General features: G+C 70.1%; 24 protein-coding genes. 11 read left to right on the top strand and 13 right to left on the bottom strand.

Annotation, left to right across the window (positions count from 1 at the left end; all coding sequences use genetic code 11):
* Positions 1–203: 203 nt before the first annotated feature.
* Positions 204–1,052, bottom strand: a complete 849-nt coding sequence (locus ACX80F_RS01385) for a general stress protein (RefSeq protein WP_459334592.1) — start codon at positions 1,050–1,052, stop codon at positions 204–206.
* Between the two features lie 144 nt (positions 1,053–1,196).
* Between ACX80F_RS01385 and ACX80F_RS01380 the strand changes: the two genes are divergently transcribed.
* The 3 genes from ACX80F_RS01380 to ACX80F_RS01370 are packed head-to-tail and all read left to right on the top strand — an operon-like array spanning position 1,197 to position 4,196.
* Positions 1,197–2,477 carry a magnesium transporter MgtE N-terminal domain-containing protein gene (locus tag ACX80F_RS01380; protein WP_459334591.1) on the top strand — a complete coding sequence of 427 codons (1,281 nt, stop codon included), beginning with the start codon at positions 1,197–1,199 and terminating at the stop codon, positions 2,475–2,477.
* The gene (locus ACX80F_RS01375; RefSeq protein ID WP_459334590.1) at positions 2,470–3,069 is read left to right on the top strand and encodes a DUF1003 domain-containing protein; all 600 of its coding nucleotides are present in this window, start codon (positions 2,470–2,472) and stop codon (positions 3,067–3,069) included. The genes ACX80F_RS01380 and ACX80F_RS01375 overlap by 8 nt, the downstream gene beginning before the upstream one ends.
* Positions 3,066–4,196: an Mrp/NBP35 family ATP-binding protein gene (locus ACX80F_RS01370; protein ID WP_459334589.1), complete on the top strand. Its 1,131-nt coding sequence runs from the start codon at positions 3,066–3,068 to the stop codon at positions 4,194–4,196. Before ACX80F_RS01375 ends, ACX80F_RS01370 begins: the two co-directional genes overlap by 4 nt.
* Before the next feature lie 27 nt (positions 4,197–4,223).
* Here ACX80F_RS01370 and ACX80F_RS01365 read toward each other — a convergent pair whose 3' ends face one another.
* Genes ACX80F_RS01365 through sigE form a run of 3 tightly spaced genes read right to left on the bottom strand, consistent with a single transcriptional unit; the run spans position 4,224 to position 6,337 of the window.
* The gene (locus tag ACX80F_RS01365; RefSeq protein ID WP_459334588.1) at positions 4,224–4,622 is read right to left on the bottom strand and encodes a Sec-independent protein translocase family protein; all 399 of its coding nucleotides are present in this window, start codon (positions 4,620–4,622) and stop codon (positions 4,224–4,226) included.
* 33 nt (positions 4,623–4,655) lie between these two features.
* Entirely contained in the window at positions 4,656–5,684 is a 1,029-nt protein-coding gene (locus ACX80F_RS01360; RefSeq protein ID WP_459334587.1) for an anti-sigma factor family protein, read from the bottom strand.
* Between the two features lie 5 nt (positions 5,685–5,689).
* Positions 5,690–6,337, bottom strand: coding sequence for an RNA polymerase sigma factor SigE (gene sigE, locus ACX80F_RS01355; RefSeq protein ID WP_459334938.1), 648 nt, complete (start codon positions 6,335–6,337; stop codon positions 5,690–5,692).
* 286 nt (positions 6,338–6,623) lie between these two features.
* On the opposite strand from sigE, the gene ACX80F_RS01350 reads away from it, so the two are divergent.
* A complete protein-coding gene (locus ACX80F_RS01350; protein ID WP_459334586.1) occupies positions 6,624–7,262 on the top strand; it encodes an O-methyltransferase in 639 nt (212 codons plus the stop codon).
* A gap of 11 nt (positions 7,263–7,273) precedes the next feature.
* On the opposite strand, the gene ACX80F_RS01345 is transcribed toward ACX80F_RS01350, so the two are convergent.
* The 5 genes from ACX80F_RS01345 to ACX80F_RS01325 form a co-directional block, all read right to left on the bottom strand.
* On the bottom strand, positions 7,274–7,453 hold the full coding sequence (locus ACX80F_RS01345; RefSeq protein WP_459334585.1) for a DUF3117 domain-containing protein: 180 nt from the start codon (positions 7,451–7,453) through the stop codon (positions 7,274–7,276).
* Positions 7,454–7,617: 164 nt separating this feature from the next.
* The gene (locus ACX80F_RS01340) at positions 7,618–8,841 is read right to left on the bottom strand and encodes a hypothetical protein (RefSeq protein WP_459334584.1); all 1,224 of its coding nucleotides are present in this window, start codon (positions 8,839–8,841) and stop codon (positions 7,618–7,620) included.
* Entirely contained in the window at positions 8,838–9,488 is a 651-nt protein-coding gene (locus ACX80F_RS01335; RefSeq protein WP_459334583.1) for a DNA-3-methyladenine glycosylase I, read from the bottom strand. Before ACX80F_RS01335 ends, ACX80F_RS01340 begins: the two co-directional genes overlap by 4 nt.
* Positions 9,485–9,826, bottom strand: a complete 342-nt coding sequence (locus ACX80F_RS01330; protein ID WP_459334582.1) for a DivIVA domain-containing protein — start codon at positions 9,824–9,826, stop codon at positions 9,485–9,487. The genes ACX80F_RS01335 and ACX80F_RS01330 overlap by 4 nt, the downstream gene beginning before the upstream one ends.
* A gap of 25 nt (positions 9,827–9,851) precedes the next feature.
* Positions 9,852–10,754 carry an LOG family protein gene (locus ACX80F_RS01325; RefSeq protein WP_459334581.1) on the bottom strand — a complete coding sequence of 301 codons (903 nt, stop codon included), beginning with the start codon at positions 10,752–10,754 and terminating at the stop codon, positions 9,852–9,854.
* 137 nt (positions 10,755–10,891) lie between these two features.
* Here ACX80F_RS01325 and ACX80F_RS01320 point away from each other — a divergent pair, with 137 nt between their 5' ends.
* The 4 genes from ACX80F_RS01320 (at position 10,892) to ACX80F_RS01305 (ending at position 14,188) form a co-directional block, all read left to right on the top strand.
* Positions 10,892–11,668, top strand: coding sequence for an amino acid ABC transporter ATP-binding protein (locus ACX80F_RS01320; protein WP_459334580.1), 777 nt, complete (start codon positions 10,892–10,894; stop codon positions 11,666–11,668).
* 55 nt (positions 11,669–11,723) lie between these two features.
* A complete protein-coding gene (locus ACX80F_RS01315; protein WP_459334579.1) occupies positions 11,724–12,569 on the top strand; it encodes a glutamate ABC transporter substrate-binding protein in 846 nt (281 codons plus the stop codon).
* A 75-nt stretch (positions 12,570–12,644) separates the two neighbouring features.
* A complete protein-coding gene (locus ACX80F_RS01310) occupies positions 12,645–13,322 on the top strand; it encodes an amino acid ABC transporter permease (protein ID WP_459334578.1) in 678 nt (225 codons plus the stop codon).
* Positions 13,319–14,188 (top strand): amino acid ABC transporter permease, encoded by an 870-nt coding sequence (locus ACX80F_RS01305; protein ID WP_459334577.1) that lies wholly within the window; start codon positions 13,319–13,321, stop codon positions 14,186–14,188. Before ACX80F_RS01310 ends, ACX80F_RS01305 begins: the two co-directional genes overlap by 4 nt.
* A 12-nt stretch (positions 14,189–14,200) precedes the next feature.
* Here the strand turns inward: ACX80F_RS01305 and dapE are convergent, their stop codons facing one another.
* Positions 14,201–15,292 carry a succinyl-diaminopimelate desuccinylase gene (gene dapE / locus ACX80F_RS01300; RefSeq protein WP_459334576.1) on the bottom strand — a complete coding sequence of 364 codons (1,092 nt, stop codon included), beginning with the start codon at positions 15,290–15,292 and terminating at the stop codon, positions 14,201–14,203.
* 33 nt (positions 15,293–15,325) lie between these two features.
* Between dapE and dapD the strand changes: the two genes are divergently transcribed.
* Both dapD and ACX80F_RS01290 read left to right on the top strand, forming a co-directional pair.
* Positions 15,326–16,303, top strand: a complete 978-nt coding sequence (dapD, locus tag ACX80F_RS01295; RefSeq protein ID WP_459334575.1) for a 2,3,4,5-tetrahydropyridine-2,6-dicarboxylate N-succinyltransferase — start codon at positions 15,326–15,328, stop codon at positions 16,301–16,303.
* Positions 16,304–16,306: 3 nt separating this feature from the next.
* Entirely contained in the window at positions 16,307–17,185 is an 879-nt protein-coding gene (locus ACX80F_RS01290; protein ID WP_459334574.1) for a hypothetical protein, read from the top strand.
* A 25-nt stretch (positions 17,186–17,210) separates the two neighbouring features.
* Here the strand turns inward: ACX80F_RS01290 and ACX80F_RS01285 are convergent, their stop codons facing one another.
* Positions 17,211–17,825, bottom strand: coding sequence for a hypothetical protein (locus ACX80F_RS01285; protein ID WP_459334573.1), 615 nt, complete (start codon positions 17,823–17,825; stop codon positions 17,211–17,213).
* Positions 17,826–17,957: 132 nt separating this feature from the next.
* On the opposite strand from ACX80F_RS01285, the gene galE reads away from it, so the two are divergent.
* Positions 17,958–18,980, top strand: a complete 1,023-nt coding sequence (galE, locus tag ACX80F_RS01280) for a UDP-glucose 4-epimerase GalE (RefSeq protein WP_459334572.1) — start codon at positions 17,958–17,960, stop codon at positions 18,978–18,980.
* 168 nt (positions 18,981–19,148) lie between these two features.
* Here galE and ACX80F_RS01275 read toward each other — a convergent pair whose 3' ends face one another.
* On the bottom strand, positions 19,149–20,429 hold the full coding sequence (locus ACX80F_RS01275; RefSeq protein ID WP_459334571.1) for a citrate synthase: 1,281 nt from the start codon (positions 20,427–20,429) through the stop codon (positions 19,149–19,151).
* A 172-nt stretch (positions 20,430–20,601) separates the two neighbouring features.
* Positions 20,602–21,753 carry a succinyldiaminopimelate transaminase gene (dapC, locus tag ACX80F_RS01270; RefSeq protein WP_459334570.1) on the bottom strand — a complete coding sequence of 384 codons (1,152 nt, stop codon included), beginning with the start codon at positions 21,751–21,753 and terminating at the stop codon, positions 20,602–20,604.
* Between the last annotated feature and the right edge of the window lie 3 nt (positions 21,754–21,756).

Below are 21,756 nucleotides of genomic sequence, written 5' to 3'. Positions count from 1 at the left end.
GAAAGCCGCGCCGACCGGCAGCCGAACCGCACGGCGGCCGGACAGCACGAAGGCGGGGACGCGGATCGGGTCCCCGCCTTCGTGTGCGGCGCTTCGCCAGCCGGACGCCGGCGTCGCCTTCGTGTGCGGCGCTTCGCCAGCCGGACGCCGGCGTCGCCTTCGTGTGCGGCGCTTCGTGAGCCGGATGCCGGCGTCCGAGCGCCCTACCGCTGCCCGCCGGCTGCGGTCGAGCCGTGCCCACCGTCGTCGTCGCGCGTGCGGGGCTCCCCGGTGGCCGTGGTGTCCCCCTGTCCCGCCGGTGGGGCCTCTCCGGACCCCTGGTCCTCCACCCGGACGCCGTACTGCGGGCGTCCGTCCGGGAGGTCGGGGAACTGTCCACGGCGGGGACCGGTGGTGCCGAGGCCGGCGGTCTGGTCCTCCGTCGGCCGTGGCTGCTCCGGCTCCGCCTGCCGGGGCTGCTGGTCCGCATAGGGGTCGTTCCACGAAGCGGGGCGCTGCGGCTGCTGGTTAGGCGCCTGCCCCCAGCCCGAAGGGTTGGCGCCGGGGTGCTGCGCCTGGCCGTTCATGGGCAACTGCTGCAGGAGCCTGCGGGCCTCCCCGGCGAGCTCCGGCTCCACGATCACGTCGTAGCTCGCCGCGATGACCTGGCTGGTGGAGGTGAAGTCCCGCTTCCCCCGCTGGAACGCATAGGTGATCACGCCGAAGAGCAGCCAGAAGATGGCGCCGAGGATGATCGACGAGGTGATCGTGATCCCGGACTCGCTCCCCGCGAACAGGCTGAGGATCAGTCCCACGAACAGGCCGAACCAGGCGCCGGTCGCCGCACTGCCGAGCGCCACGCGGGGGTAGCTGAGGCGTCCGGTGACCCGCTCCACGCTCTTCAGGTCGTTGCCGACGATCGCTACGCGCTGGACCGCGAACTTGTGGTCCGCGAGGTAGTCGACGGCCTTCTGGGCGTCGAGGTAGCTGGTGTACCGGCCGATCGGCTCGCCGGTGGGTAGTACCCGGCCGAGGTCGCGAGAGGCGGTGGATCCAAGTGGTGGTGTCGACATGCTCCCCATTCTGGCCTACCGCTCCGAGCGATGGGAGGCATATCGCCCACAGAGAACTGCCGGTCCGCCGACCGGTCGCCGGACGGCTGTCGCCCGGGCGACTCCGATGCCGCCCTGCCATGCCGCGCCCGATAGCCTAGAGGCGTGACTACCAACTCGACCCGCGTCTTCGTCGCCCGCCTCCTGGGCCTCGATGTCTTCGACCCGCTCGGTGACCGCCTCGGCCGCCTGCGGGACGCCGTCGTGCTGGACCGCGGCCCCACGAAACCGCCGCAGGTCATCGGCCTGGTCGTGGAGGTACCGGGCAAGAAGCGGGTCTTCGTGCCCATGACGCGCATCACGTCCATGGACCCCTCACAGATCATCTGCACCGGCCTCGTCAATCTGCGCCGCTTCGAGCAGCGCGGCGCGGAGATGCTCATGGTCGCCGAACTCTTCGACCGGCGCCTGACCCTGCGCGACGGCAGCGGGAACGCCGTCGTCGAGGACGTCGCGATGGAGCGCAATCGCACGGGCGACTGGCACGTGTCGCAGCTGTTCGTGCGCCGTGGCGTCTCCTCGCCCCTGCGCGGACTGCGCCGTGGCGGGGAACGACTCATCATCGACTGGCTCGACGCCTTCCACGGCACCACGGACGAACCGCAGGGAGCCACCCAGTTCGTGGCGCAGCACGAGGACCTCAAGGCCGCCGACTTCGCGGACGCGCTGCACGAGATGAACGACAAGCGGCGCATCGAAGTGGCCGGTGAGCTGCAGGACGACCGCCTCGCCGACGTGCTGCAGGAACTGCCCGACGACGACCAGGTCCAGATCCTGACGTCCCTGACCCGTGAGCGGGCGGCCGACGTCCTGGAGGAGATGGACCCTGACGACGCGGCGGACCTCCTCAACGAGCTCCCCGACGCCCAGAAGGAGGAGCTGCTCCAGCTGATGGAGCCCGACGACGCCGAGGACGTACGCCGCCTGCTCGAGTACGAGGAGGACACCGCCGGTTCCCTCATGACCACCGTGCCCGTGATCCTCCCACCGGAGGCGACCGTCGCCGAGGCACTCGCCCACGTCCGGCGCGAGGAACTGACCCCCGCGCTGGCGTCCTCGATCTTCGTCTGCCGCCCGCCCCTCGAGACGCCGACCGGCCGCTACCTCGGGGTCGTGCACATCCAGCAGCTGCTGCGCTATCCGCCTCCCGAGCCGCTCGGCAACATCATCGACACCGACCTCGAGGCGATCGGCGACCAGTCGAACGTCAGCGAGGTGTCGCGCATCCTCGCGACCTACAACCTGAACTCCCTGCCCGTCGTCAACACGGAGGGCCGGCTCGTCGGCGCCGTCACGGTCGACGACGTACTGGACCACCTGCTGCCCGACGACTGGCGGGCGCAGGACGATGCCCCCGGACAGAATCGAGGCGACCGCCGTGGCTGAGAAGATCAGGTCGAGTTCCACCGGACTGGACACGCCCCGGGTGGTCCGGAAGCGCTTCCTGCTGAGGCCACGGCCCAACCCGGACCGCTTCGGAAGTGCGACCGAGAACTTCGCCCGCTTCATGGGCACCCCCCAGTTCCTGCTGTACATGACGGTGTTCTGCATCATCTGGCTCGTCTGGAACACCTTCGCGCCGGCGGACTTCCGCTTCGACAGCGCGGCGCTCGGGTTCACCGCACTCACACTCATGCTGTCCCTGCAGGCCTCCTACGCGGCGCCCCTGCTGCTGCTCGCCCAGAACCGGCAGGACGACCGCGACCGGGTCTCGCTGCGTCAGGACCGCCAGCGCGCCGAACGGAACCTCTCGGACACCGAGTACCTGACCCGGGAGATCGCCGAACTCCGGATCGCGCTGCGTGAGGTCGCCACACGCGACTATGTGCGCTCCGAGCTCCGCTCCGTGCTCGAGGAGCTGCTCGAGACGACGGACGGGCAGGAACTCACGCTGCAGAAGCGGAAGCCGCGGAAACCCTCCGAGAACACGGTCGCGCTGCCGAAGGTCCAGGCCGCCGGGAGGAAGCAGTCACGGTGAGCCGCGCCCTGCCCACCGAGGAGGCCGTGCGCGCGGCCCTGGCCACGGTCATCGACCCCGAACTGCGTCGTCCCATCACGGAACTCGGCATGCTCGAGTCCGTGGAGATCGGGGAGCGGACGGTGCGGATCCGCGTCCTGCTGACCATCGCCGGCTGCCCGCTGCGCGAGACGATCACCCACGACGCCGAGTCGGCGCTCTCCGCGGTCGACGGCGTAGACCGCGTCGCGGTGGACCTCGGGGTCATGAACCAGGAGCAGCGCGATGCGTTGAAGGAGCAGCTGAAGGGCGCCGGCGGCCGACGCGGGATCCCCTTCAACGAGCCGGACTCGCTGACGCGGGTCTACGCGGTGGCGAGCGGCAAGGGCGGCGTCGGCAAGTCCAGCGTCACGGTGAATCTCGCCGTCGCGATGGCCGCCCAGGGGCTCCGCGTGGGCATCGTCGACGCCGACGTCTACGGTTTCTCCGTCCCCGCACTCATGGGCATCACGCAGCAGCCCACGCGGGTCGACGAACTCATCCTGCCGCCGGTGGCCCACGGCGTGAAGGTGATCTCGATCGGCATGTTCGTGGAGGGAAACCAACCCATCTCCTGGCGCGGCCCCATGCTGCACCGCGCCCTCGAGCAGTTCCTCACCGACGTCTACTTCGGCGACCTCGACGCGCTGTTCCTCGATCTGCCCCCGGGCACCGGCGACATCGCGATCTCCGTCGCCCAGCTGCTCCCGGCCTCCGAGCTCCTGGTCGTCACCACGCCGCAGAGCGCTGCCGCGGACGTCGCCGAGCGGGCCGGCGCCATGGCGGCGCAGACCGGGCAGGGAGTCGCGGGTGTCATCGAGAACATGTCCTGGCTCGAGCTCGCCGACGGTACCCGCCTGGAGCTGTTCGGTGCCGGCGGGGGCAGCGCGGTCGCAGCACGGCTGTCGACGACGCTCGACGCGGAGATTCCACTGCTCGGCAGTATCCCGCTCGACGTGGCACTCCGCGAGGGTGGCGACGTCGGCAGGCCGCTCGTCCTGCAGGGGGATGGTTCGGCGGCCGCCGCGGAACTGGAGTCCATCGCCGTCGCGCTGGCCCGGCGTCCCCGCGGCCTGACCGGTCTGAAACTTCCCGTCAGCGTCCGCTGACGACGTCGGACGGCCCGAAGAAGTACCCTAGGTCGCCTCGAGATCGTAGGGTGCGGGCTGCCCCGTCGGGAGCCGCGGACCGGCCTGCATCGAGAGGGCGGATCGGACGGCGCCGGACGTCGGGGGGACAGCCCTGGGTGCGCCGTCGCTGACGGGCTTGAAGACATCCCCGACGTCGTCGAGCAGCGCTTCCTTGATGATGCGACGGGGATCGTACTGGCGCGGGTCGAGCTTCCGCCAGTCCATCTCGTCGAGTTCCGGGCCCACTTCCTCGCGGAGCTGCTCCCGCGCCCCGGTCGCCATGCGCCGCAGCCCCTTCACGAGCCGGGCGAGCTGGGCTGCGTACTCCGGCAGCCGCTCCGGGCCGAGCACCATGACGGCGATCATCGCGAGGACCACGAGTTCGAGACCGTTGATTCCCAACACGTGAAAAGACTACCTTCCCCGTCCGTACCGGACCTATCCGGCGTCGTTCTGCGGGTCGGTGATCATCGACAGCCCCCGGACGATACGGTCCACCAGCGAGTCCTCCTGCCCCTGGGGTGTGAGCGAGAGCTGGGCGTGCTCCACGGTCACGAGCTGACTGAGGGTCTGCGGCATGGCAGCCGGGGGGAGGTCCGACACCACGGTGTACGTGACCGACGGCGAGTCGAGCACTGCGTGCCACGGTGCTCCGGCGCGGACCCAGACGTCCTGGGCGGCACCACCGATGTGCTCGAACCCGTCGGAGGTCACGGTGTTGCCGGTCGCGGCGTTGAGGGGAGTCTGGGCGACCGCCCGATCGACGGCGGGGCCGCCGACCCTGCGCTGCTCGTAGACGGTCACCGTGTCGCCCTCGTTCTCGAGGACGAGTTCGAGGGTCGGCCTGCCGCCCACGGTAATGCCCTCCGCGCTCCTGAGCGTGAACCCGAGTGCCTCGAGTTCCGGGCAGGACCAGCCGCCCGCCCGCAGCGTCTCGAGCTGGTCCATGTCGAGGTAGGTGGGCGTCCGGGGCGCAACCGACTCCCACCCCGACCTCAGTGCCGCCGTCCCTGCCGCCGGATCCATCCCCGGTCCTGCCGCCACCGGACGCGCCTCCGAACCCACCACGTAGGCGGAGGCGAGGATGGCTGCGGCCACGACGGCCGAGCCGCCGGCCGTGACGAGCACCGAGCGGCGGTGGCGGGGCATGCCGTGGTCGCCGTGGTCGCCGTGGTCGCGGTGACCGGTGAGGTCGTGGTGATCGGGCGCGGGGGCCGCGCTCGAGCCGGCGGGTACTCCGCGGGGCGCGGGAAAGCCGTCGGGTCCGGTCGAGAGCAGCCTGTGCTGGAAGTCGGGGTGCGGGGAAGGACGGTCCAGGCCCAGCAGCGTGGTCTTCAGGCTGCGGATCCGCTCGAGGGCAACGGCGCAGGACGAGCAGCGGGAGACGTGCCGCTCCACGGCGATGCGCCGTCGATCCGACAGCTCACCGTCCACGAGGTCCTGGAGGGAGCGCTGACGATGGAGCATGGTCCTCAGCCCAGGCCCGCGATCCGCGGGACACCGAGGGCGGCGCCGCTCCTGCCGGCCGTGCGGGGGTCCCGGTGCGCGAGCTTCTCCCGCAGCATCGTGCGGCCCCGGTGGATGCGTGAGCGCACCGTGCCGAGCTTGACCCCGAGCACCCGGGACACCTCGTCGTAGGCCAGGCCTTCGAGGTCACAGAGGACCACGGCCGCGCGGAAGTCCGGCGGCAACTCGTCCAGGGCAGCCTGCACGTCGATGTCGAGGTTGTTGAACTCGAAGCTGCGCTCGGGGCCCGGGTGCTTGCTGGGCAGGCGGCTCTCCGCTTCCTCCGTCAGCCCGTCGAAGCGGATACGGGTCTTGCGGCGCGCCTGGTCGAGGAAGAGGTTCGTGGTGATGCGGTGCAGCCAGCCGTCGAGGGTGCCTGGCTTGAAGTTCGCGAGTGACCGGAACACCCTGACGAAGACCTCCTGCGTGAGGTCCTCGGCGTCGAACCTGTTGCCGGTGAGCCGGTAGGCCAGCCGGTACACCTTGGGCGAGTAGTTGGTGACGACCTCTTCCCACGACGGCGCCACCCAGGGGTTGCCGTGCTCGTCGAGGATCGGCGCATCCGCTGCAGGGACCGCCTCCCCGGCCGTCCGGGCCGCCTTCACACTGGACATCATGTTCCCCTCTTCGCCTCGACTTCCGGACCTGATCCGCCGGTCGCCGGAAGGCTCGGACGGTGGTGTCAGGAATTCGATACTGTGCTCGTGCCGGATGTCCCGAGGAAAAAGTCTTTCCCACCAAGCTGGGAATCGGCTGGCAGGGCGCGGTGCGTACGCCCGCTCCGCGTGCACCCCACACCCCCATGGAGGAGCGCCCGCGCCGCACAGTAGTGTTGGGGCGGGGACACGGCCTGCCGACGCCCCCTCCCCCACATCTCCTCCGCTCACAGAATGGACGTCCATGGCCTCCGACAAACACAGCAGCTGGTCCTACACCGAGGGACTCCCCGAGGAGGACGACACCCTGCTCCGGGCGCGCGACCGGTCCCACGAGCTCGGGGTGAGCCCGGTGACGCCGGCCGTCGGGGCGGCCCTGACCGTGCTCGCAGCCGCGTCCAAGGCGACGACGGCGGTCGAGGTCGGCGCGGGCGCAGGCGTCTCCGGGGTCTGCCTGCTGCGTGGCCTGGGGCGGAACGCTGTCCTGACGACGATCGATTCGGACGTGGACCACCTCCGTGCCGCGCGGGAGGCCTACACGGAAGCAGGCATTCCCTCGAATCGCACGCGGACCATCTCCGGACGCGCCGCGGACGTGCTGCCGCGCCTGACCGATGCGGCCTACGACCTGGTCTTCATCGACGCCGACAAGCCGGGACTCCCGGTGTACGTGGAGCAGGCGACACGCCTCCTGAAGGACGGCGGCATCCTGATCGTCAACGACGCACTGGACCAGGACCGGGTGGCGGAGCCCGCCGTCCGCGAGCAGTCGACCAACACGCTGCGTCAGGTGGGCCGGATGGTCCGCGAGAACGACGCCCTGGTCTCGGCACTCCTGCCCACCGGCAGCGGACTCCTGCTGGCCGTCAAGCAGCGCGCCTGACGGCCGGGACCCTAGCGGGCGAGCTGGTTGGTGACGTCGAGCAGGCAATCCTTGAGACGGCCTGCCTCGTCGGCGTTGAGTTCGACGACGAGGCGTCCGCCACCGTCGATGGGCACCCGCATGATGAGGCTGCGCCCCTCCTTGGTGACTTCCATCGGCCCATCGCCGGTCCGCGGTTTCATGGCAGCCATAGGGGTGTCCCTTTCAACAGGGCGCGGCCGCGATCAGCGGCAGCGCAACAGTAAACGGTGCTCCACCGCAGTGACCTGTACGGGTCCCCCGATGTGCACGTCATCACTCTTATTATTCAGCACAAGTCCTGCACCTGCTAATTAAGGTGCGGCGTGGATCACAATCATGGTGGATAATCCCCGTCCGGGCCCGTCGGGGTCCAGGCCCACAACCAGTCCACCCACAGGAACTGGAGCACCACGCACGCCGGCAGGAGCACCCAGAGGAGGCGTCCACCGCGCAGGGTCGCGACCGCGAGGGCCAGGGGGAACAGCGGCAGCAGGATACGCCAGGTGCTCGACTGCGGGTCCCAGAACGCGGCGAGGTACAGGAGGTACGCAGCGCACCAGGCGCCCGGTACGAGTCCGATCGACCGCACGGACGGCGCGAGGAACACCGCGATCGCACCGAGCACGAGCCCGACGACCACCAGCACCCCCGCCGCGGGCCCGACGACGGCGGCCGGCGCCTCGAACCAGGGCAGGAACGGAACGAGGGGCTCGCCCCGCCACGCCGTCTCCGTCTCCACGTAGGCCGCGGGCAGACCCGTCACGGCCCAGGCGATGACCGGCCAGGCGACCGCTGCGATGGAGGCGACCACGCCGAGCAGGAACAGTGGCAGGATCCTTCGCTCCGCTGCGCGGCGGTCGTGCGGAGCACGAGCGCGGCGCGCCGTCCACACCGCGTGGAGGAACAGGACCCCGATCGCGATCGCGAAGGCCACCCCGGTCGGACGCGCCAGGGCCATGAGCACGACGACGGGCACGGCCGCGCCGTACCGGCCGACCGCGACGAGGTACAGTGCCGAGGCCAGCAGCAGCAGGTGCAGTGATTCCGCGTACGGCACCTGCAGGACGGCCGCGACGGGAGCGAAGCACACGACGGTGACTCCTGCGAGCGCGGTCCCGTGGTCCGAGCGCAGCCTGAACAGTCGGTAGATGACAAGGGACGCCGCGGCCGCGGCCACCACCGACACGACGGGGGCGAGGACGCCCCAGCCGAGGCCGGTCGCCGCTCCCAGCCCGCGCACGAGTCCCGGGTACAGGGGGTAGAACGCCCACTGGTTGTGGCCGACGACGCCGAGGGCGTCCCGCGGCAGGTCGGACGGATAGCCCTCCGTGAAGATCCTCTCGTACCAGCCGCTGTCCCAGAAGTTGATGAACGCACCGTAGCCGGGTGCAGGGCCGGACCACGGGCTGGGCCCCTGGCGTGCCGCGGCGAGCAGGAAGATCACGGTGGACACGAGGCGACCCGCAGCGAAGACCGCCAGGACCTGCACGACCCAGTGGACCCGCAGCCGGGTCGGCGGCACCGCCGCACCGGGCGCGGTGGTCCCCGTGCGGCTCACGCAGTGCCGTCGTCGGGCGCTGTCCTGACGGTCGCGTCGTCCGTGACCGTTTCGGCGTCAGCGTCGCCTCCCGCGGAGCCGCGCACCCAGCAGTCCCGGAGGTGGTCGTCGACGTATCCCGTGGCCTGCAACATGGCGTACGCCGTCGTCGGGCCCACGAAACGGAACCCGAGGCTCCGCAGGTCGCGGGCCAGCGCCGTGCTCTCCTCCGTGACCGCCGGGACATCGGCGAGGGAGGCGGGGGCCGGGCCCGGCTCCGGGCGGTGGCGCCCGAGCACCGAACCGAGGGTGAGCCCGTCCGGGAGCGCGAGGAGGGCCCGGGCGTTGGCGATCGTCGCGTCGATCTTCCGCCGGTTCCGGACGATGCCGGCGTCGGCCATGAGCCGCTCGACGTCGTGCCCGTCGAACGCCGCCACCGCCTCCGGGACGAAGCCGGCGAAGGCGCGGCGGAACGCGTCCCGCTTCCGCAGGATGGTGATCCAGCTCAGGCCGGACTGGAAGGCCTCGAGACTCAGGCGTTCGAAAAGACCGGTCTCGTCCCGGACGGGGCGGCCCCACTCGAGATCGTGGTACCGCTCGTACTCCGCGCTGGAGACCGCCCAGCCGCAGCGCAACCGGCCGTCGGAGCCGGGGACGGCGCCGCTCACCGCCGGGCGTCCTGCGCGGCGAGCCGCGAGCGCAGCTCGCCGATGACGGCGTCCCGCTCGGCGAGGGCGGCGGCGAGCCGGTCGAGGACCTCGTCCACCTGATCCATGCGGTAGCCACGGAGGCCGAGGCCGAACCGCACGGCGTCGACATCCGGCGCGGAGGGGCGCTCGGGCAGGAGGACGGGAGGAAGACTCGCGACCGGCTCCACCAGGCCCAGCCCGTCCTGCCCGGACGGGACGGTGCGCCTCCGGAGCAGCGCCGGGAGGGGGCGCCCCGAGGCGAGGACGGCGGTTCCTCCCACGAGCAGGACGGCGAGGATCACCAGAAAGATAGTCACACCGCAATGGTGCCAGAATCGCCTCTCAGCGCTGGTCGGACGCGGCGCTCGGTACGTGCGGATGGCGCGATGAGGCTGCGACGATCCGGACGGCCTCCTCCGCCGTATCGACGAGCTGCACCAGGGAGAGATCCTTCTCCGAGATGGTGCCCTCGGCGAGCAGCGTGCCCTTGATCCAGTCCATGAGCGGGCGCCAGTAGTCGACCCCGATGAGCACGATCGGGAACGAGGTGACCTTGCGGGTCTGGACCAGGGTCATCGCCTCGAACAGTTCGTCGAGGGTCCCGAATCCGCCCGGCAGCACGATGAACCCGTTGGCGTACTTCACGAACATCGTCTTCCGCGCGAAGAAGTACCGGAAGTTGATTCCGAGATCCACCCACTCGTTCATGCCCTGCTCGAAGGGCAGCTCGATGCCCAGGCCCACGGAGACCCCGCCGGCCTCGCAGGCGCCCTTGTTCGCGGCCTCCATGGCGCCCGGGCCTCCCCCGGTGATGACGGCGTACCCGGCTGCCACCAGGCGCCGGCCCACCTCCTCACCGATCGTGTAGAAGGCCGAGTCCCGCGGCGTGCGGGCCGAACCGAAGACGCTGATGGCCAGGCCGAGGTCGGCCAGCGTGCCGAACCCCTCGACGAATTCGCTCTGGATGCGCAGCACACGCCATGGGTCGGTGCGGGTGAAGCCTCCGCCGGGATCGGCGTCCAGCAGCATGCTGTCGGACTGCGGAGCCCCCGCCTGGCCGCGTCGCAGCTCTACCGGGCCCTTGTGCCGCGTGGCCCTGACAGCCGGCGCACCGTTCGCGCGGGCGCGGGACGTCCCGTTGGTGGCCTGTTCCCCGCGGGCGTCGGGTGATGCCTGAAGAGCGCCGTCGTCTGCGGTGGAAGGTCCGGTGTGGTCACCGGCCGGGGGCTGCTGGGAGGGAGACATTGTCCTAGGCTAACGAATGCGCCGGCCATCGGTGCAGGTCGGAGAACGAAACAGCGCTCCGGTTGCACTTAAATCACAATCGTTGCCTTTCCCTTCCGTTGTATTGGAGGAGGGGAATAGTTCGCTACATTTCTCCCATGACAAGTGAACCGCAACCGACTGCGTCCGCGTCCTCGGGAAGCCCCCTCGTCTCGCTCAAGAACGTGAACAAGCACTTCGGGGAACTCCACGTCCTGCGCGATATCAATCTCGAGGTCGGGCGCGGCGAGGTCGTTGTGGTCATCGGGCCCTCCGGGTCCGGGAAGTCGACGCTGTGCCGCGCCATCAACCGCCTCGAGACCATCGACGACGGCGAGATCGCCATCGACGGCAAGGTCCTCCCCGCGGAGGGCAAGGCCCTCGCGCAGCTGCGCGCCGACGTCGGCATGGTGTTCCAGTCCTTCAATCTCTTCGCCCACAAGTCGATCCTCCAGAACGTGACCCTCGGCCCGATCAAGGTGCGGGGCCTGAAGGGCAGCGAGGCCAAGGAGCTCGCGATGTCGCTGCTGACGCGCGTCGGCGTCGACAACCAGGCGCAGAAGCTCCCCGCCCAGCTCTCCGGTGGCCAGCAGCAGCGTGTCGCGATCGCACGGGCGCTCGCCATGCAGCCCAAGGTGATGCTGTTCGACGAACCGACCTCGGCACTCGATCCGGAGATGATCAACGAGGTCCTCGACGCGATGGTCGCGCTCGCCAAGGAGGGCATGACCATGATCGTCGTGACGCACGAGATGGGCTTCGCCCGCCGCGCCGCCGACCGGGTGATCTTCATGGCGGACGGCCAGATCATGGAGGAGGCCACACCCGAGGAGTTCTTCACCAATCCCCGGAGTGATCGCGCCAAGGAGTTCCTCGGCAAGATCCTCTCGCACTGACCCCCCAGCACCAGAATCCACGAGGCCTTCCGGGGCCGCGACGCAAGGAGATCCAATGCGAAAGACCCGATATGCGGCAGCCGCGGTGGCGGCCGTAGCAGCACTCACACTGTCCGCCTGTGGCGGCGGCGACAGCGCCGAGAGCGAAGGCGGCGGCGGCGAGACCGGCAGCGCGGAGAGCCTCCGCATCGGCATCAAGTTCGACCAGCCCGGCCTCGGCTACGACGAGGGAGGCTCCTACTCCGGCTTCGACGTCGATGTCGCGAAGTACGTGGCGGGTGAGCTCGGGGTGTCCGAGGAGAACATCGAGTTCGTCGAGGCGCCGTCCGCGAACCGCGAGAACCTGCTGTCCAACAACCAGGTGGACATGATCTTCGCGACCTATTCGATCACGGACACCCGCAAGGAGACCGTGGACTTCGCGGGACCCTACTTCGTCGCCGGCCAGGACCTCCTCGTCCCGACGGACAGCGACATCACCGGCCCCGAGGACCTCGAGGGCAAGAACCTCTGCTCGGTCACGGGCTCGACGTCTGCCGAGAAGATCAAGGAACAGTACCCCGGCGTGCAGCTCGTCGAGCAGCCCGGCTACGCCGAGTGCGTCACGGCGATGGGCGGCGGACAGATCGACGCCGTCACCACCGATGACATCATCCTCGCCGGTCTCGCCGCACAGGAATCGAACGCCGGCAAGTTCAAGGTCGTCGGCAACACCTTCTCCGAGGAGAAGTACGGCGTCGGCCTGCCCAAGGGCAGCGAGCGGTGCGAGGACATCAACGCGGCCATCACCAAGATGATCGACGAGGGTGCCTGGGAAGAGGCGATCAACAGCAACACCGAGGGTGCGGACTACTCCTTCGACGCGGAGCTGAACCCGCCCGAGCCTGAGCCCTGCGCCTAGCATCGCTCCCATTGGCGGGGTGGTCCGCCGGACCACCCCGCCAATGCCATGTCCCCATCAGGAAAGAGGTGAACCGTGGAGGACTACCTGTCGCTGTTCGAGACCTATAACGTGCTCGCCGCGTTCTGGGTCAACATCCAACTGTCGTTCTGGGCTGCCATCTTCGCGCTCATCATCGGCACGGTGCTGGCCCTGTTCCGCATCTCCCCCATCCCGAGCCTGCAGTGGTTCGGCGCGGCGTACGTGAACATCTTCCGCAACACGCCGCTGACCATCATCCTGGCCTTCGGTTTCCTCGGGTTGTTCTCCGTCCTGCAGATCAGCCTGGCATCCGACCTGAACGCCAGCCTTTTCCGGATCGCCATTGTGGGCCTGGCCGTGTACCACGCGGCCTTCGTGTGCGAGGCCATCCGCAGCGGCGTCAACACCGTCCCGCTCGGACAGGCCGAGGCGGCGCGGGCCATCGGCTTGAGCTTCCTTCCGGCGGCGCGCCTCATCATCCTCCCCCAGGCGTTCCGCGGCGCCATCGCGCCCCTCGGGAACGTGCTCATCGCGCTCATCAAGAACTCGACCGTCGCCGCCGCGGGTTCGGTGGCCACCGAGGCCTCGAGCCTCATGAAGACCATGATCGAGTTCCGGTCCGACCTCGTGATCCCGATCTTCCTCACCTTCGCCCTCGGTTTCGTGATCCTGGTGATCCCGATCGGACTGCTGACCACCTGGGCCTCACGGAAACTGGCGGTGGCACGATGAGCGCACAGCAGGTCCTCTTCGACGCGCCCGGTCCCCGCGCACGCCGGAACATCCTGATCGGCAACATCGTCGGAGTGCTGATCATCCTCGGCATCCTCGCCTGGATCATCTCGACGCTGGGCGAGAAGGGACAGCTCGAGGCGAGCATGTGGACGCCCTTCCTCGACGCGAGGACCTGGGAGTTCTTCATCCTCCCGGGGCTCGCCAATACGTTGAAGGCCGCGGCGATCGCCATCGTCACCTCCGTGGTGTTCGGCCTGATCTTCGGCGTCGGCCGGCTCTCGCACCTGGCGCCCGTCCGGTGGATCGCAGGCGTCGTCGTCGAGTTCCTGCGTGCCGTCCCCGTGCTGCTCATGATGATCTTCTTCTGGCTTGCGCTCGGCAGCTCCGGCCTGGTGCCACCCCAGGACGCGCCGTTCATCGCGGTGGTCACCGCCCTCACGCTCTACAACGGCTCCGTGATCGCGGAGCTGGTCCGGTCCGGAGTCCACGGCCTGCCGAAGGGCCAGCGCGAAGCGGGCATGGCGATCGGCCTGACGGCCAACCAGTCGCTCCGCGCCATCGAGGTCCCGCAGGCACTCATCGCCATGCTGCCGGCCCTGATCAGCCAGTTCGTGGTGATCCTCAAGGACTCGGCGCTGGGCTTCATCATCACCTACCCCGAGCTCCTGCAGTACATGCGCCGGCTCGGCGTGGGCGAAGGCAACATCATCCCGTCGCTGATGGTCGCCGCCGCCATCTTCATCCTCATCAACTTCGCGCTGTCCACCCTCGCGACGCGGCTCTCCGTCCTCCTGAGCTTCAGGACGAAGGGGACCAAGCCCGCCGCGCTGGGCGCGATCGCGATGGATCCTGCCTCCACCTGACGGGGAAGCCGGTCAGGACAGCCAGGTCATCAGCGCATCGAGGCACGCACGGATGGCGTCGGCGTGCACGTGCTCGTCGTCCGTGTGCGCGAGGAGCGCGTCACCGGGACCGAAGTTGACCGCCGGCACGCCGAGGGCGCTGAACCGCGCGACGTCGGTCCAGCCGTACTTCGGCTTCGGGTCCGCGCCGACGGCCGCGACGAATGCGGCCGCGGCGGGGTGCTGCAGGCCCGGCCGCGCGCCGGCGGCCACATCGGTGCGCTCGACGTCGAACCCCTCGAGCAGCGCCCTGACGTACGCCTCGGCCTGCTCGGGGGTCTTGTCGGGAGCGAAGCGGTAGTTCACCTCGATCACCGTACTGTCCGGGATGACGTTGCCGGCGGTGCCACCGCTGATCATCACCGCGTTGAGGCTCTCCCGGTAGTCGAGACCGTCCACGTGGACCGTGGCCGGCGCGTGGTCCCGGAGCCGGACGAGGATCTCGGCGGCACCGTGGATCGCGTTGACGCCCCGCCAGGCACGCGCCGAGTGCGCGGCCTTGCCGGCTACCCGGACGTCGAAGCGCGCGGTACCGTTGCATCCGCCCTCCACGGTGCCGTCCGTCGGTTCCAGGAGCACCGCGAAGTCCGCCGCCAGCCAGTCCGGGTAGGACGCCGCCACCCGGCCGAGTCCGCTGAGGGAGGCCTCGACCTCCTCGTGGTCGTAGAAGATGAAGGTGATGTCGCGTGTGGGCTCGGTCAGGGCTGCCGCGAGGGCAAGCTGGACGGCGACGCCGCCCTTCATGTCGGTGGCGCCCCGCCCGTAGAGGACATCGCCGTCCCACACGGACGGCACGGTCCCGCGCGAGCCGGGGACGGTCGGCAGGGGCACGGTGTCGAGGTGCCCGGCGAGGATGACCCGCTCGGCCCGCCCGAGGCCGGTCCTCGCCATCACGCAGTCGCCGTCACGCACCACCTCCAGGTGATCGAGGCTCCGCAGCGCGTGCTCGACGGCGTCCGCGATGCCCGCCTCGTTGCCCGAGACACTCTCGAGATCGAGGAGGCGCGCTGTCAGCTGGGCCACGTCGGAGCTCGGATCGAGCACCGTGGAGGGGGTGGGAATCATGCTGCAACCCTATCGCTCGGTAGACTCGGAACCATGACTCCTCCTGCGCCCAGCTCATCCATGTCCGCTCCCGGGCGTCCTGCCGGCGGCCTCGGCCTCGCCACGATCACCTCCGACGGAACCGTCCTGGACACCTGGTACCCCGCCCCCTGGATCGGCGAGCCGGCCGCCGGCGACGCCGCGGCGGCCGGACTGCGGGACACGCTGGAGGCCCTCGCGGAGTCGGGCGTGGACAACGCCCGGCACGTCACCCAGCGGGTCGTCGACCTGGTCGTGGACCTGGACGATGCCCCGACGAGCACCGAGGACGCCTACCTGAGGCTCCACCTCCTGTCCCACCGCCTCGTCCAGCCGAACACGATCTCCCTCGACGGCATCTTCGGCCTGCTGGCCACCGTGGCGTGGACCAATCACGGACCGGTGGCCGTCGACGGTTTCGAGACGGTCCGTGCTGCGCTGCGAGCCCGCGGCCCGGTCGCCGTCTACGGCGTCGACAAGTTCCCACGCATGGTCGACTACGTGGTCCCGGCCGGTGTCCGGATCGCCGATGCGGATCGCGTGCGGCTCGGCGCCCACCTGGCCGACGGCACCACCGTGATGCACGAGGGCTTCGTGAACTTCAACGCCGGAACGCTCGGCCAGTCCATGGTGGAGGGGCGCATCTCGGCGGGCGTCGTCGTCGGGAACGGCTCCGACATCGGCGGAGGGGCCTCGATCATGGGCACGCTCTCCGGCGGCGGGAAGGAGCGCATCACCATCGGCGAGCGGTGCCTGCTGGGCGCCGAGTCCGGCGTCGGGATCTCCCTCGGCGACGACTGCGTCGTCGAGGCCGGGCTCTACCTCACAGCGGGTACCAAGGTGACGCTCCAGGACGGGTCGCTGGTCAAGGCCACCACGCTCTCCGGGGAGGCCGGCATCCTCTTCCGGCGCAACTCCGCCACGGGAGCCGTCGAGGCCCGTCCCCGCACCGGCGAGGGCATCGCCCTCAACCCGGCCCTGCACGCGAACTAGCGCATGTCCCCGCGGCCCCCGTCGGCTGCCGTCCGGCGCAGGCGGCGACAGCTCCGTACCGGCGCCATGCTCGCCGGCCTCGCGCTCGTCGTCGTCGGCGGGACGGCCGCAGCCGTCCACCACCTCGGCGAGAGCGAGGTGCTGATCCGGGAGCGGTGCAGTGTGACCGTGGGAGCGGACACCTTCGAGCTCACACCGGAGCAGACCGGCAACGCCGCCCTCATCGCTGGTGTCGCCGTGAGCCGGGGGCTGCCGGCCCGTGCGGCGTCGATCGCCATCGCGACGGCGATCCAGGAGTCCCGGCTGGAGAACATCGACTACGGGGACGACGCCGGACCGGACTCCCGCGGCCTGTTCCAGCAGCGCCCCTCGCAGGGCTGGGGGACGGAGGAGCAGGTCATGACGCCCCTCTACGCCGCGGGGGCGTTCTACGACGCACTGGTGAGGATCCCGGGCTACGAGACGCTGCCGATCACCGAAGCCGCCCAGACGGTGCAGCGCTCCGCCTACCCCACGGCGTACGCCGACCACGAGCCGGAGGGCCGGGCGTTCGCCTCCGCACTGACGGGCTACTCCCCCGCAGCCCTGGAGTGCACCCTCCGCGACCCCTCGACCACCGGCGACCCGCTGGCCGTGTCGACGGCGGCCGAGGAGGTCTTCGGTCCGTTGGGCGGCACGGTGGACGGGACGCGCCTCACGGTCGACGCAGCAGAGACCAGTGGCTGGGCCGTCGCACAGTGGGCGGTGGCGAACGCGTCCGCCCTGCAGATCACCTCGGTGGCGTTCTCCGGCCTCGCATGGGACAGGGCGGACGGCGGCTGGTCGTCGACGGCGACGGAGACCGGGGTGGTCACGATCACCGTCGCGGGGGCGGCACCCTGACGCCCGGCGTGTTTGCGTTCCGGGCTCAGGCGAGGACCCTGACGATCGGTTCCACATAGCTGCGGAAGGCGAGTTCGTCGTCGAACAGGTCCTGGCAGATCAGCAGCTTGTCGGGTTCGACCCACCAGGCCCGCCGGCCCTCGAGGGGCAGCTCGACGACCTCGAGCGTGAAGGGGCGGGCCGGGCGTCCCAGCTCGAGTTCGCGCTCCTCGAGGATGCGTCCGAGCAGGAGATCCATGCTGTCCGCGCCGCGGGCCCCCACGCGGAGGGCGTACTCCGCGCACCGTTCCGCCGCCCACGCCATTGCCGTGCCGAAGTGCGCCCGCAGGAGGGCCTTCAGCGCGGCCATGCCGTCGAGCGCCTCGAACCGTGGCGGTAGCGGCAGCACCGCGTCCCCGACGCGGTGGACCAGCAGGGTGTGCCACCACGCCTCCCATTCGACGCGCAGGGTCGCCCGTCCGCCCACCGGCCGGATCAGCTGCCGTGTCGGGACCTTGCGTACCGCGGGGTTCAGGGGCGGGAGCGCCGGCAGTCCGACGCCCTGCAGCCCCGCGCAGTCCCTGAGGTACAGCGCCACGAGCAGCACCTCCGAGGTGTCCACCGTGAAGTACGCGCTATAACCGGATGCGGCGTGCGACATGGGCCTCCTTCGGAGCCGGCCGAGTGTCCTCCTACAGTAATGCTCCGATCCCGACGGCTCCAGAGGCGGGCGGGGCAGCTGCAGGCCGGTTCCGTCCCCGTCCTCCCGCGGGGATGCACCTAGGATGGGAGCGTGAAAATACTCGTTACCGGTGGCAGCGGCTACATCGGCTCGCACACCGTCCTGACCCTGCTCGAACACGGCCACGACGTCGTCGTCGTCGACAACCTGCTGAACTCCACGGAGACCTCGCTCGAACGGGTCGCGGCCCTCGCCGGCCGGACACCGACCTTCCACCGGGCCGACCTCCTGGACGAAGCCCGGCTACGCGCCATCTTCGCCGAGGAGAAGGTCGACGCCGTCATCCACTTCGCGGGCCTGAAGGCCGTCGGCGAATCGGTCGAGAAGCCGCTGTACTACTACTCCAACAACGTCGGCGGCACCCTGAACCTGCTGCGGGTCATGGACGACGCCGGTGTACGCACCCTGGTCTTCAGCTCGTCCGCGACCGTCTACGGCGCCTCCGAGGAGGTGCCCCTGACCGAGAAGCTCCCCCTCGACGCCGTGAACCCCTACGGGCGCACGAAGGAGCAGATCGAGGACATCCTCATGGACGTCGGCGCGGCGGATCCCCGCTGGAGCATCGCGCTGCTGCGCTACTTCAACCCCGTGGGGGCACACTCCTCGGGCACCATCGGCGAGGACCCGACGGGCATCCCGAACAATCTCCTGCCCTTCGTGGCGCAGGTGGCCGTCGGACGCCGGGAGAAGGTCCTGGTGTTCGGCAACGACTACCCCACGCCGGACGGCACCGGGGTGCGCGACTACATCCACGTGGTGGATCTGGCCGAGGGCCACCTCGCAGCCCTCGACTACCTCGTGACCCACGGCGGCGTGCACACCTGGAACCTGGGGACGGGCAACGGATCCTCCGTGCTCGAGGTCCTCGGGGCGTTCTCGGCGGCGGTCGGCCGCGACATCCCCTACGAGTTCGCTCCCCGCCGGCCGGGCGACGCCGCAGTCAGCTACGCCGACCCGTCGTCGGCCCTCGCCGACCTCGGCTGGTCCGCGACCCGCAGCCTCGCCGAGATGTGCGAGGACCACTGGCGCTGGCAGAAGAACAACCCGCAGGGCTACGCCACCGCCGACGCCTGACCGGAGGCGCAGGACGGCGTCCGGCTGCCGGGCCGGACACCCGGCGCGGCGGCCCAGACCCGTGGGGGCGTTCCCACGGGTCCGGTCGCCCGGCGCGGCGGCCCGCACCGGACGACGGCGGCCGCCCACCCCTGAACGGGTGGACGGCCGCCGTCGTGCTGCGGATGATCAGTTCGCGGGGTAGTGGCGCTCGCCCTCACCCGTGTACAGCTGGCGCGGGCGGCCGATCTTCGTCTGCGGGTCCTGCATCATCTCGCGCCACTGGGCGATCCAGCCCGGAAGGCGGCCGATCGCGAACAGGACGGTGAACATCTTCTCCGGGAAGCCCATGGCCTTGTAGATCAGGCCCGTGTAGAAGTCCACGTTGGGGTAGAGCTTCCGCTCGATGAAGTAGTCGTCCGCGAGGGCCTTCTCCTCGAGCCGCATCGCGATGTCGAGCAGTTCGTCGTTGCCGCCGAGCTTGCCGAGGATGTCGTGGGCCGTGGCCTTGACGATCTTCGCGCGCGGGTCGTAGTTCTTGTAGACGCGGTGCCCGAAGCCCATGAGCTTCACGCCGTCTTCCTTGTTCTTGACCTTCTCCATGAAGGCCTCGGGCTGCATGCCCTGGGCCTTGATGTCGCGCAGCATGTTCAGCACGGCCTCGTTGGCGCCACCGTGCAGCGGACCGAAGAGCGCGTTGATCCCGGCGGAGACGGAGGCGAACATGTTCGCGTTGGAGCTGCCCACGAGGCGGACGGTCGACGTCGAGCAGTTCTGCTCGTGGTCGGCGTGCAGGATGAGCAGGAGGTCCAGCGCCTTGACCATCATCGGGTCGAGATCGTACGGCTCGGCGGGCAGACCGAAGGAGAGCCGCAGGAAGTTCTCCACGAGGTTCATGGAGTTGTCCGGGTACAGCATGGGCTGGCCGATGGACTTCTTGTGCGCGTACGCCGCGATGACGGGCAGCTTCGCCATGAGGCGGAACGTCGAGAGTTCCACCTGCTCGTCGTCGAAGGGATCGAGTGAATCCTGGTAGAACGTGGACAGCGCCGAGACGGCCGAGGACAGCACGGGCATCGGGTGGGCGTCCCGGGGGAAGCCGCCGAAGAAGCCCTTCAGCTCCTCGTGCAGGAGGGTGTGACGGCGGATCCGGCCGTCGAAGGCGGTCAGTTCCTCGGCCGTGGGCAGGTTCCCGTAGATCAGGAGGTAGGACACCTCGAGGAAGCTGGAGTGCTTGGCGAGGTCCTCGATCGGGTACCCGCGGTAGCGCAGGATGCCCGCGTCGCCGTCGATGTAGGTGATCGCCGACGTGGTGGCCGCGGTGTTCATGAAGCCTGGGTCGAAGGTGACCTGGCCCGTCTGCTTCAGCAGCTTCGACACGTCGTAGCCGTGGTTGCCCTCGGCTGCGCGTACGAGCGGCAGGCTGAGTTCGCCGTCACCGTAGTGCAGGGAGGCATTCTGCTCGGTCATTGATTCTCCTTCAGGAGCGGGAGCGAGGTCATCACCAGAAAAGGGTCGCGTCGCACAGGGGCAGAGGGCAGCCCCGGCTCAGCACATTCACGCCAAACGCTACCGCCAGCGCGCCCCCGATCACTAATCCTGCTGCCCTGCGGTGCCCGACGGCAAGGACGGACATCGCGGGTCAGCGCGGAGCGTCCGCGAGACGCGCCACCGCGGCCCGGATCCGCTCGTCGCTCCCAGTGAGCGCCATCCGGATGAAGCCGTCCCCGGCGTCGCCGTAGAACGTGCCCGGGCCCGCGAGGATTCCCAGCCCGGCGAGCCGGTCGATCGTGTCCCAGGTGGGGCTCCCGTTCGACGCCCAGAGGTACAGGCCGGCCGCCGAACCACTGATCGTGAAGCCGGCGGCCTCGAGGGCCGGCACGAGCAGCGCCCGACGGCGACGGTACAGGTCCTTCTGCGCGGCCACGTGGGCGTCGTCCCCGAGAGCCACCCGCATGGCCTCCTGCACGGGGTACGGCACGATCATGCCGGCGTGCTTGCGGGAGTTGACGAGATTCGCGATGATCGCGGGATCCCCGGCGGTGAACGCGGCCCGATAGCCCGCGAGGTTGGACTGCTTGCTGAGCGAGTAGACGGCCAGCAGGTTCTCGTGGGACCCGCCGGACACCCGTGGGTCGAGGACACTGGGCACGGGCTCTCCGCCCTCCGACGGGTCCCAGCGGCCCCACCCCAGCTCGCCGTAGCACTCGTCGGACGCCACGACCGCGCCGAGGGCGCGGGCGTCGTCGACGACGCTCGTCAGCGCCCCGACGTCGAGCACCTCGCCCGTCGGATTACCCGGGGAGTTGATCCAGACCAGGCGCACGCGGGCCCGGACGTCCCCGGGAAGGTCAGCGAGGGAGTCGGCGGCGACCGGCGTCGCACCTGCCAGGTGGGCCCCGACGTCGTAGGTCGGGTAGGCGACGGAGGGCCGGACGACGACGTCGCCCTCGCCCAGTCCGAGCAGCAGCGGGAGCCAGGCGACGAGCTCCTTCGAGCCGACGGTCGGCAGGATGTCCGCGGGGTCGAGCCCGGGCACTCCCCTGCGCCGCGCGAACCAGGCGCTGATCGCCTGGCGTAGCGCCGCGGTGCCGTGCGTGGTGGGATAGCCGTGCGCGTCGGCCGCCGCGGCGAGCGCCGCCTGGATCAGGTCCGGCGTCGGGTCCACGGGCGTGCCGATGGACAGGTCCACCAGGCCCTCGGGATGGCGGGAGGCGGCCTTCCGGTAGGGCACCAGCGCGTCCCACGGGTAGTCGGGCAGGTGCAGGCCGAACGGCGTCGGCTCCCCGGCCATCAC

The organism is Arthrobacter sp. TMS2-4, from assembly GCF_054511075.1.
Note: the sequence above shows the minus strand (reverse complement) of the source record. Positions and strands in the feature narration are given on the sequence as shown.

Coding starts and splice junctions, on each gene's coding strand:
- ACX80F_RS01385 (WP_459334592.1), bottom strand. CDS start 1,052: ATGTCGACACCACCACTTGGATCCACCGCCTCTCGCGACCTCGGCCGG.
- ACX80F_RS01360 (WP_459334587.1), bottom strand. CDS start 5,684: ATGCTCCATCGTCAGCGCTCCCTCCAGGACCTCGTGGACGGTGAGCTG.
- sigE (WP_459334938.1), bottom strand. CDS start 6,337: ATGTCCAGTGTGAAGGCGGCCCGGACGGCCGGGGAGGCGGTCCCTGCA.
- ACX80F_RS01350 (WP_459334586.1), top strand. CDS start 6,624: ATGGCCTCCGACAAACACAGCAGCTGGTCCTACACCGAGGGACTCCCC.
- ACX80F_RS01345 (WP_459334585.1), bottom strand. CDS start 7,453: ATGGCTGCCATGAAACCGCGGACCGGCGATGGGCCGATGGAAGTCACC.
- ACX80F_RS01325 (WP_459334581.1), bottom strand. CDS start 10,754: ATGTCTCCCTCCCAGCAGCCCCCGGCCGGTGACCACACCGGACCTTCC.
- ACX80F_RS01320 (WP_459334580.1), top strand. CDS start 10,892: ATGACAAGTGAACCGCAACCGACTGCGTCCGCGTCCTCGGGAAGCCCC.
- ACX80F_RS01315 (WP_459334579.1), top strand. CDS start 11,724: ATGCGAAAGACCCGATATGCGGCAGCCGCGGTGGCGGCCGTAGCAGCA.
- ACX80F_RS01305 (WP_459334577.1), top strand. CDS start 13,319: ATGAGCGCACAGCAGGTCCTCTTCGACGCGCCCGGTCCCCGCGCACGC.
- dapE (WP_459334576.1), bottom strand. CDS start 15,292: ATGATTCCCACCCCCTCCACGGTGCTCGATCCGAGCTCCGACGTGGCC.
- dapD (WP_459334575.1), top strand. CDS start 15,326: ATGACTCCTCCTGCGCCCAGCTCATCCATGTCCGCTCCCGGGCGTCCT.
- ACX80F_RS01290 (WP_459334574.1), top strand. CDS start 16,307: ATGTCCCCGCGGCCCCCGTCGGCTGCCGTCCGGCGCAGGCGGCGACAG.
- ACX80F_RS01285 (WP_459334573.1), bottom strand. CDS start 17,825: ATGTCGCACGCCGCATCCGGTTATAGCGCGTACTTCACGGTGGACACC.
- ACX80F_RS01275 (WP_459334571.1), bottom strand. CDS start 20,429: ATGACCGAGCAGAATGCCTCCCTGCACTACGGTGACGGCGAACTCAGC.
- dapC (WP_459334570.1), bottom strand. CDS start 21,753: ATGGCCGGGGAGCCGACGCCGTTCGGCCTGCACCTGCCCGACTACCCG.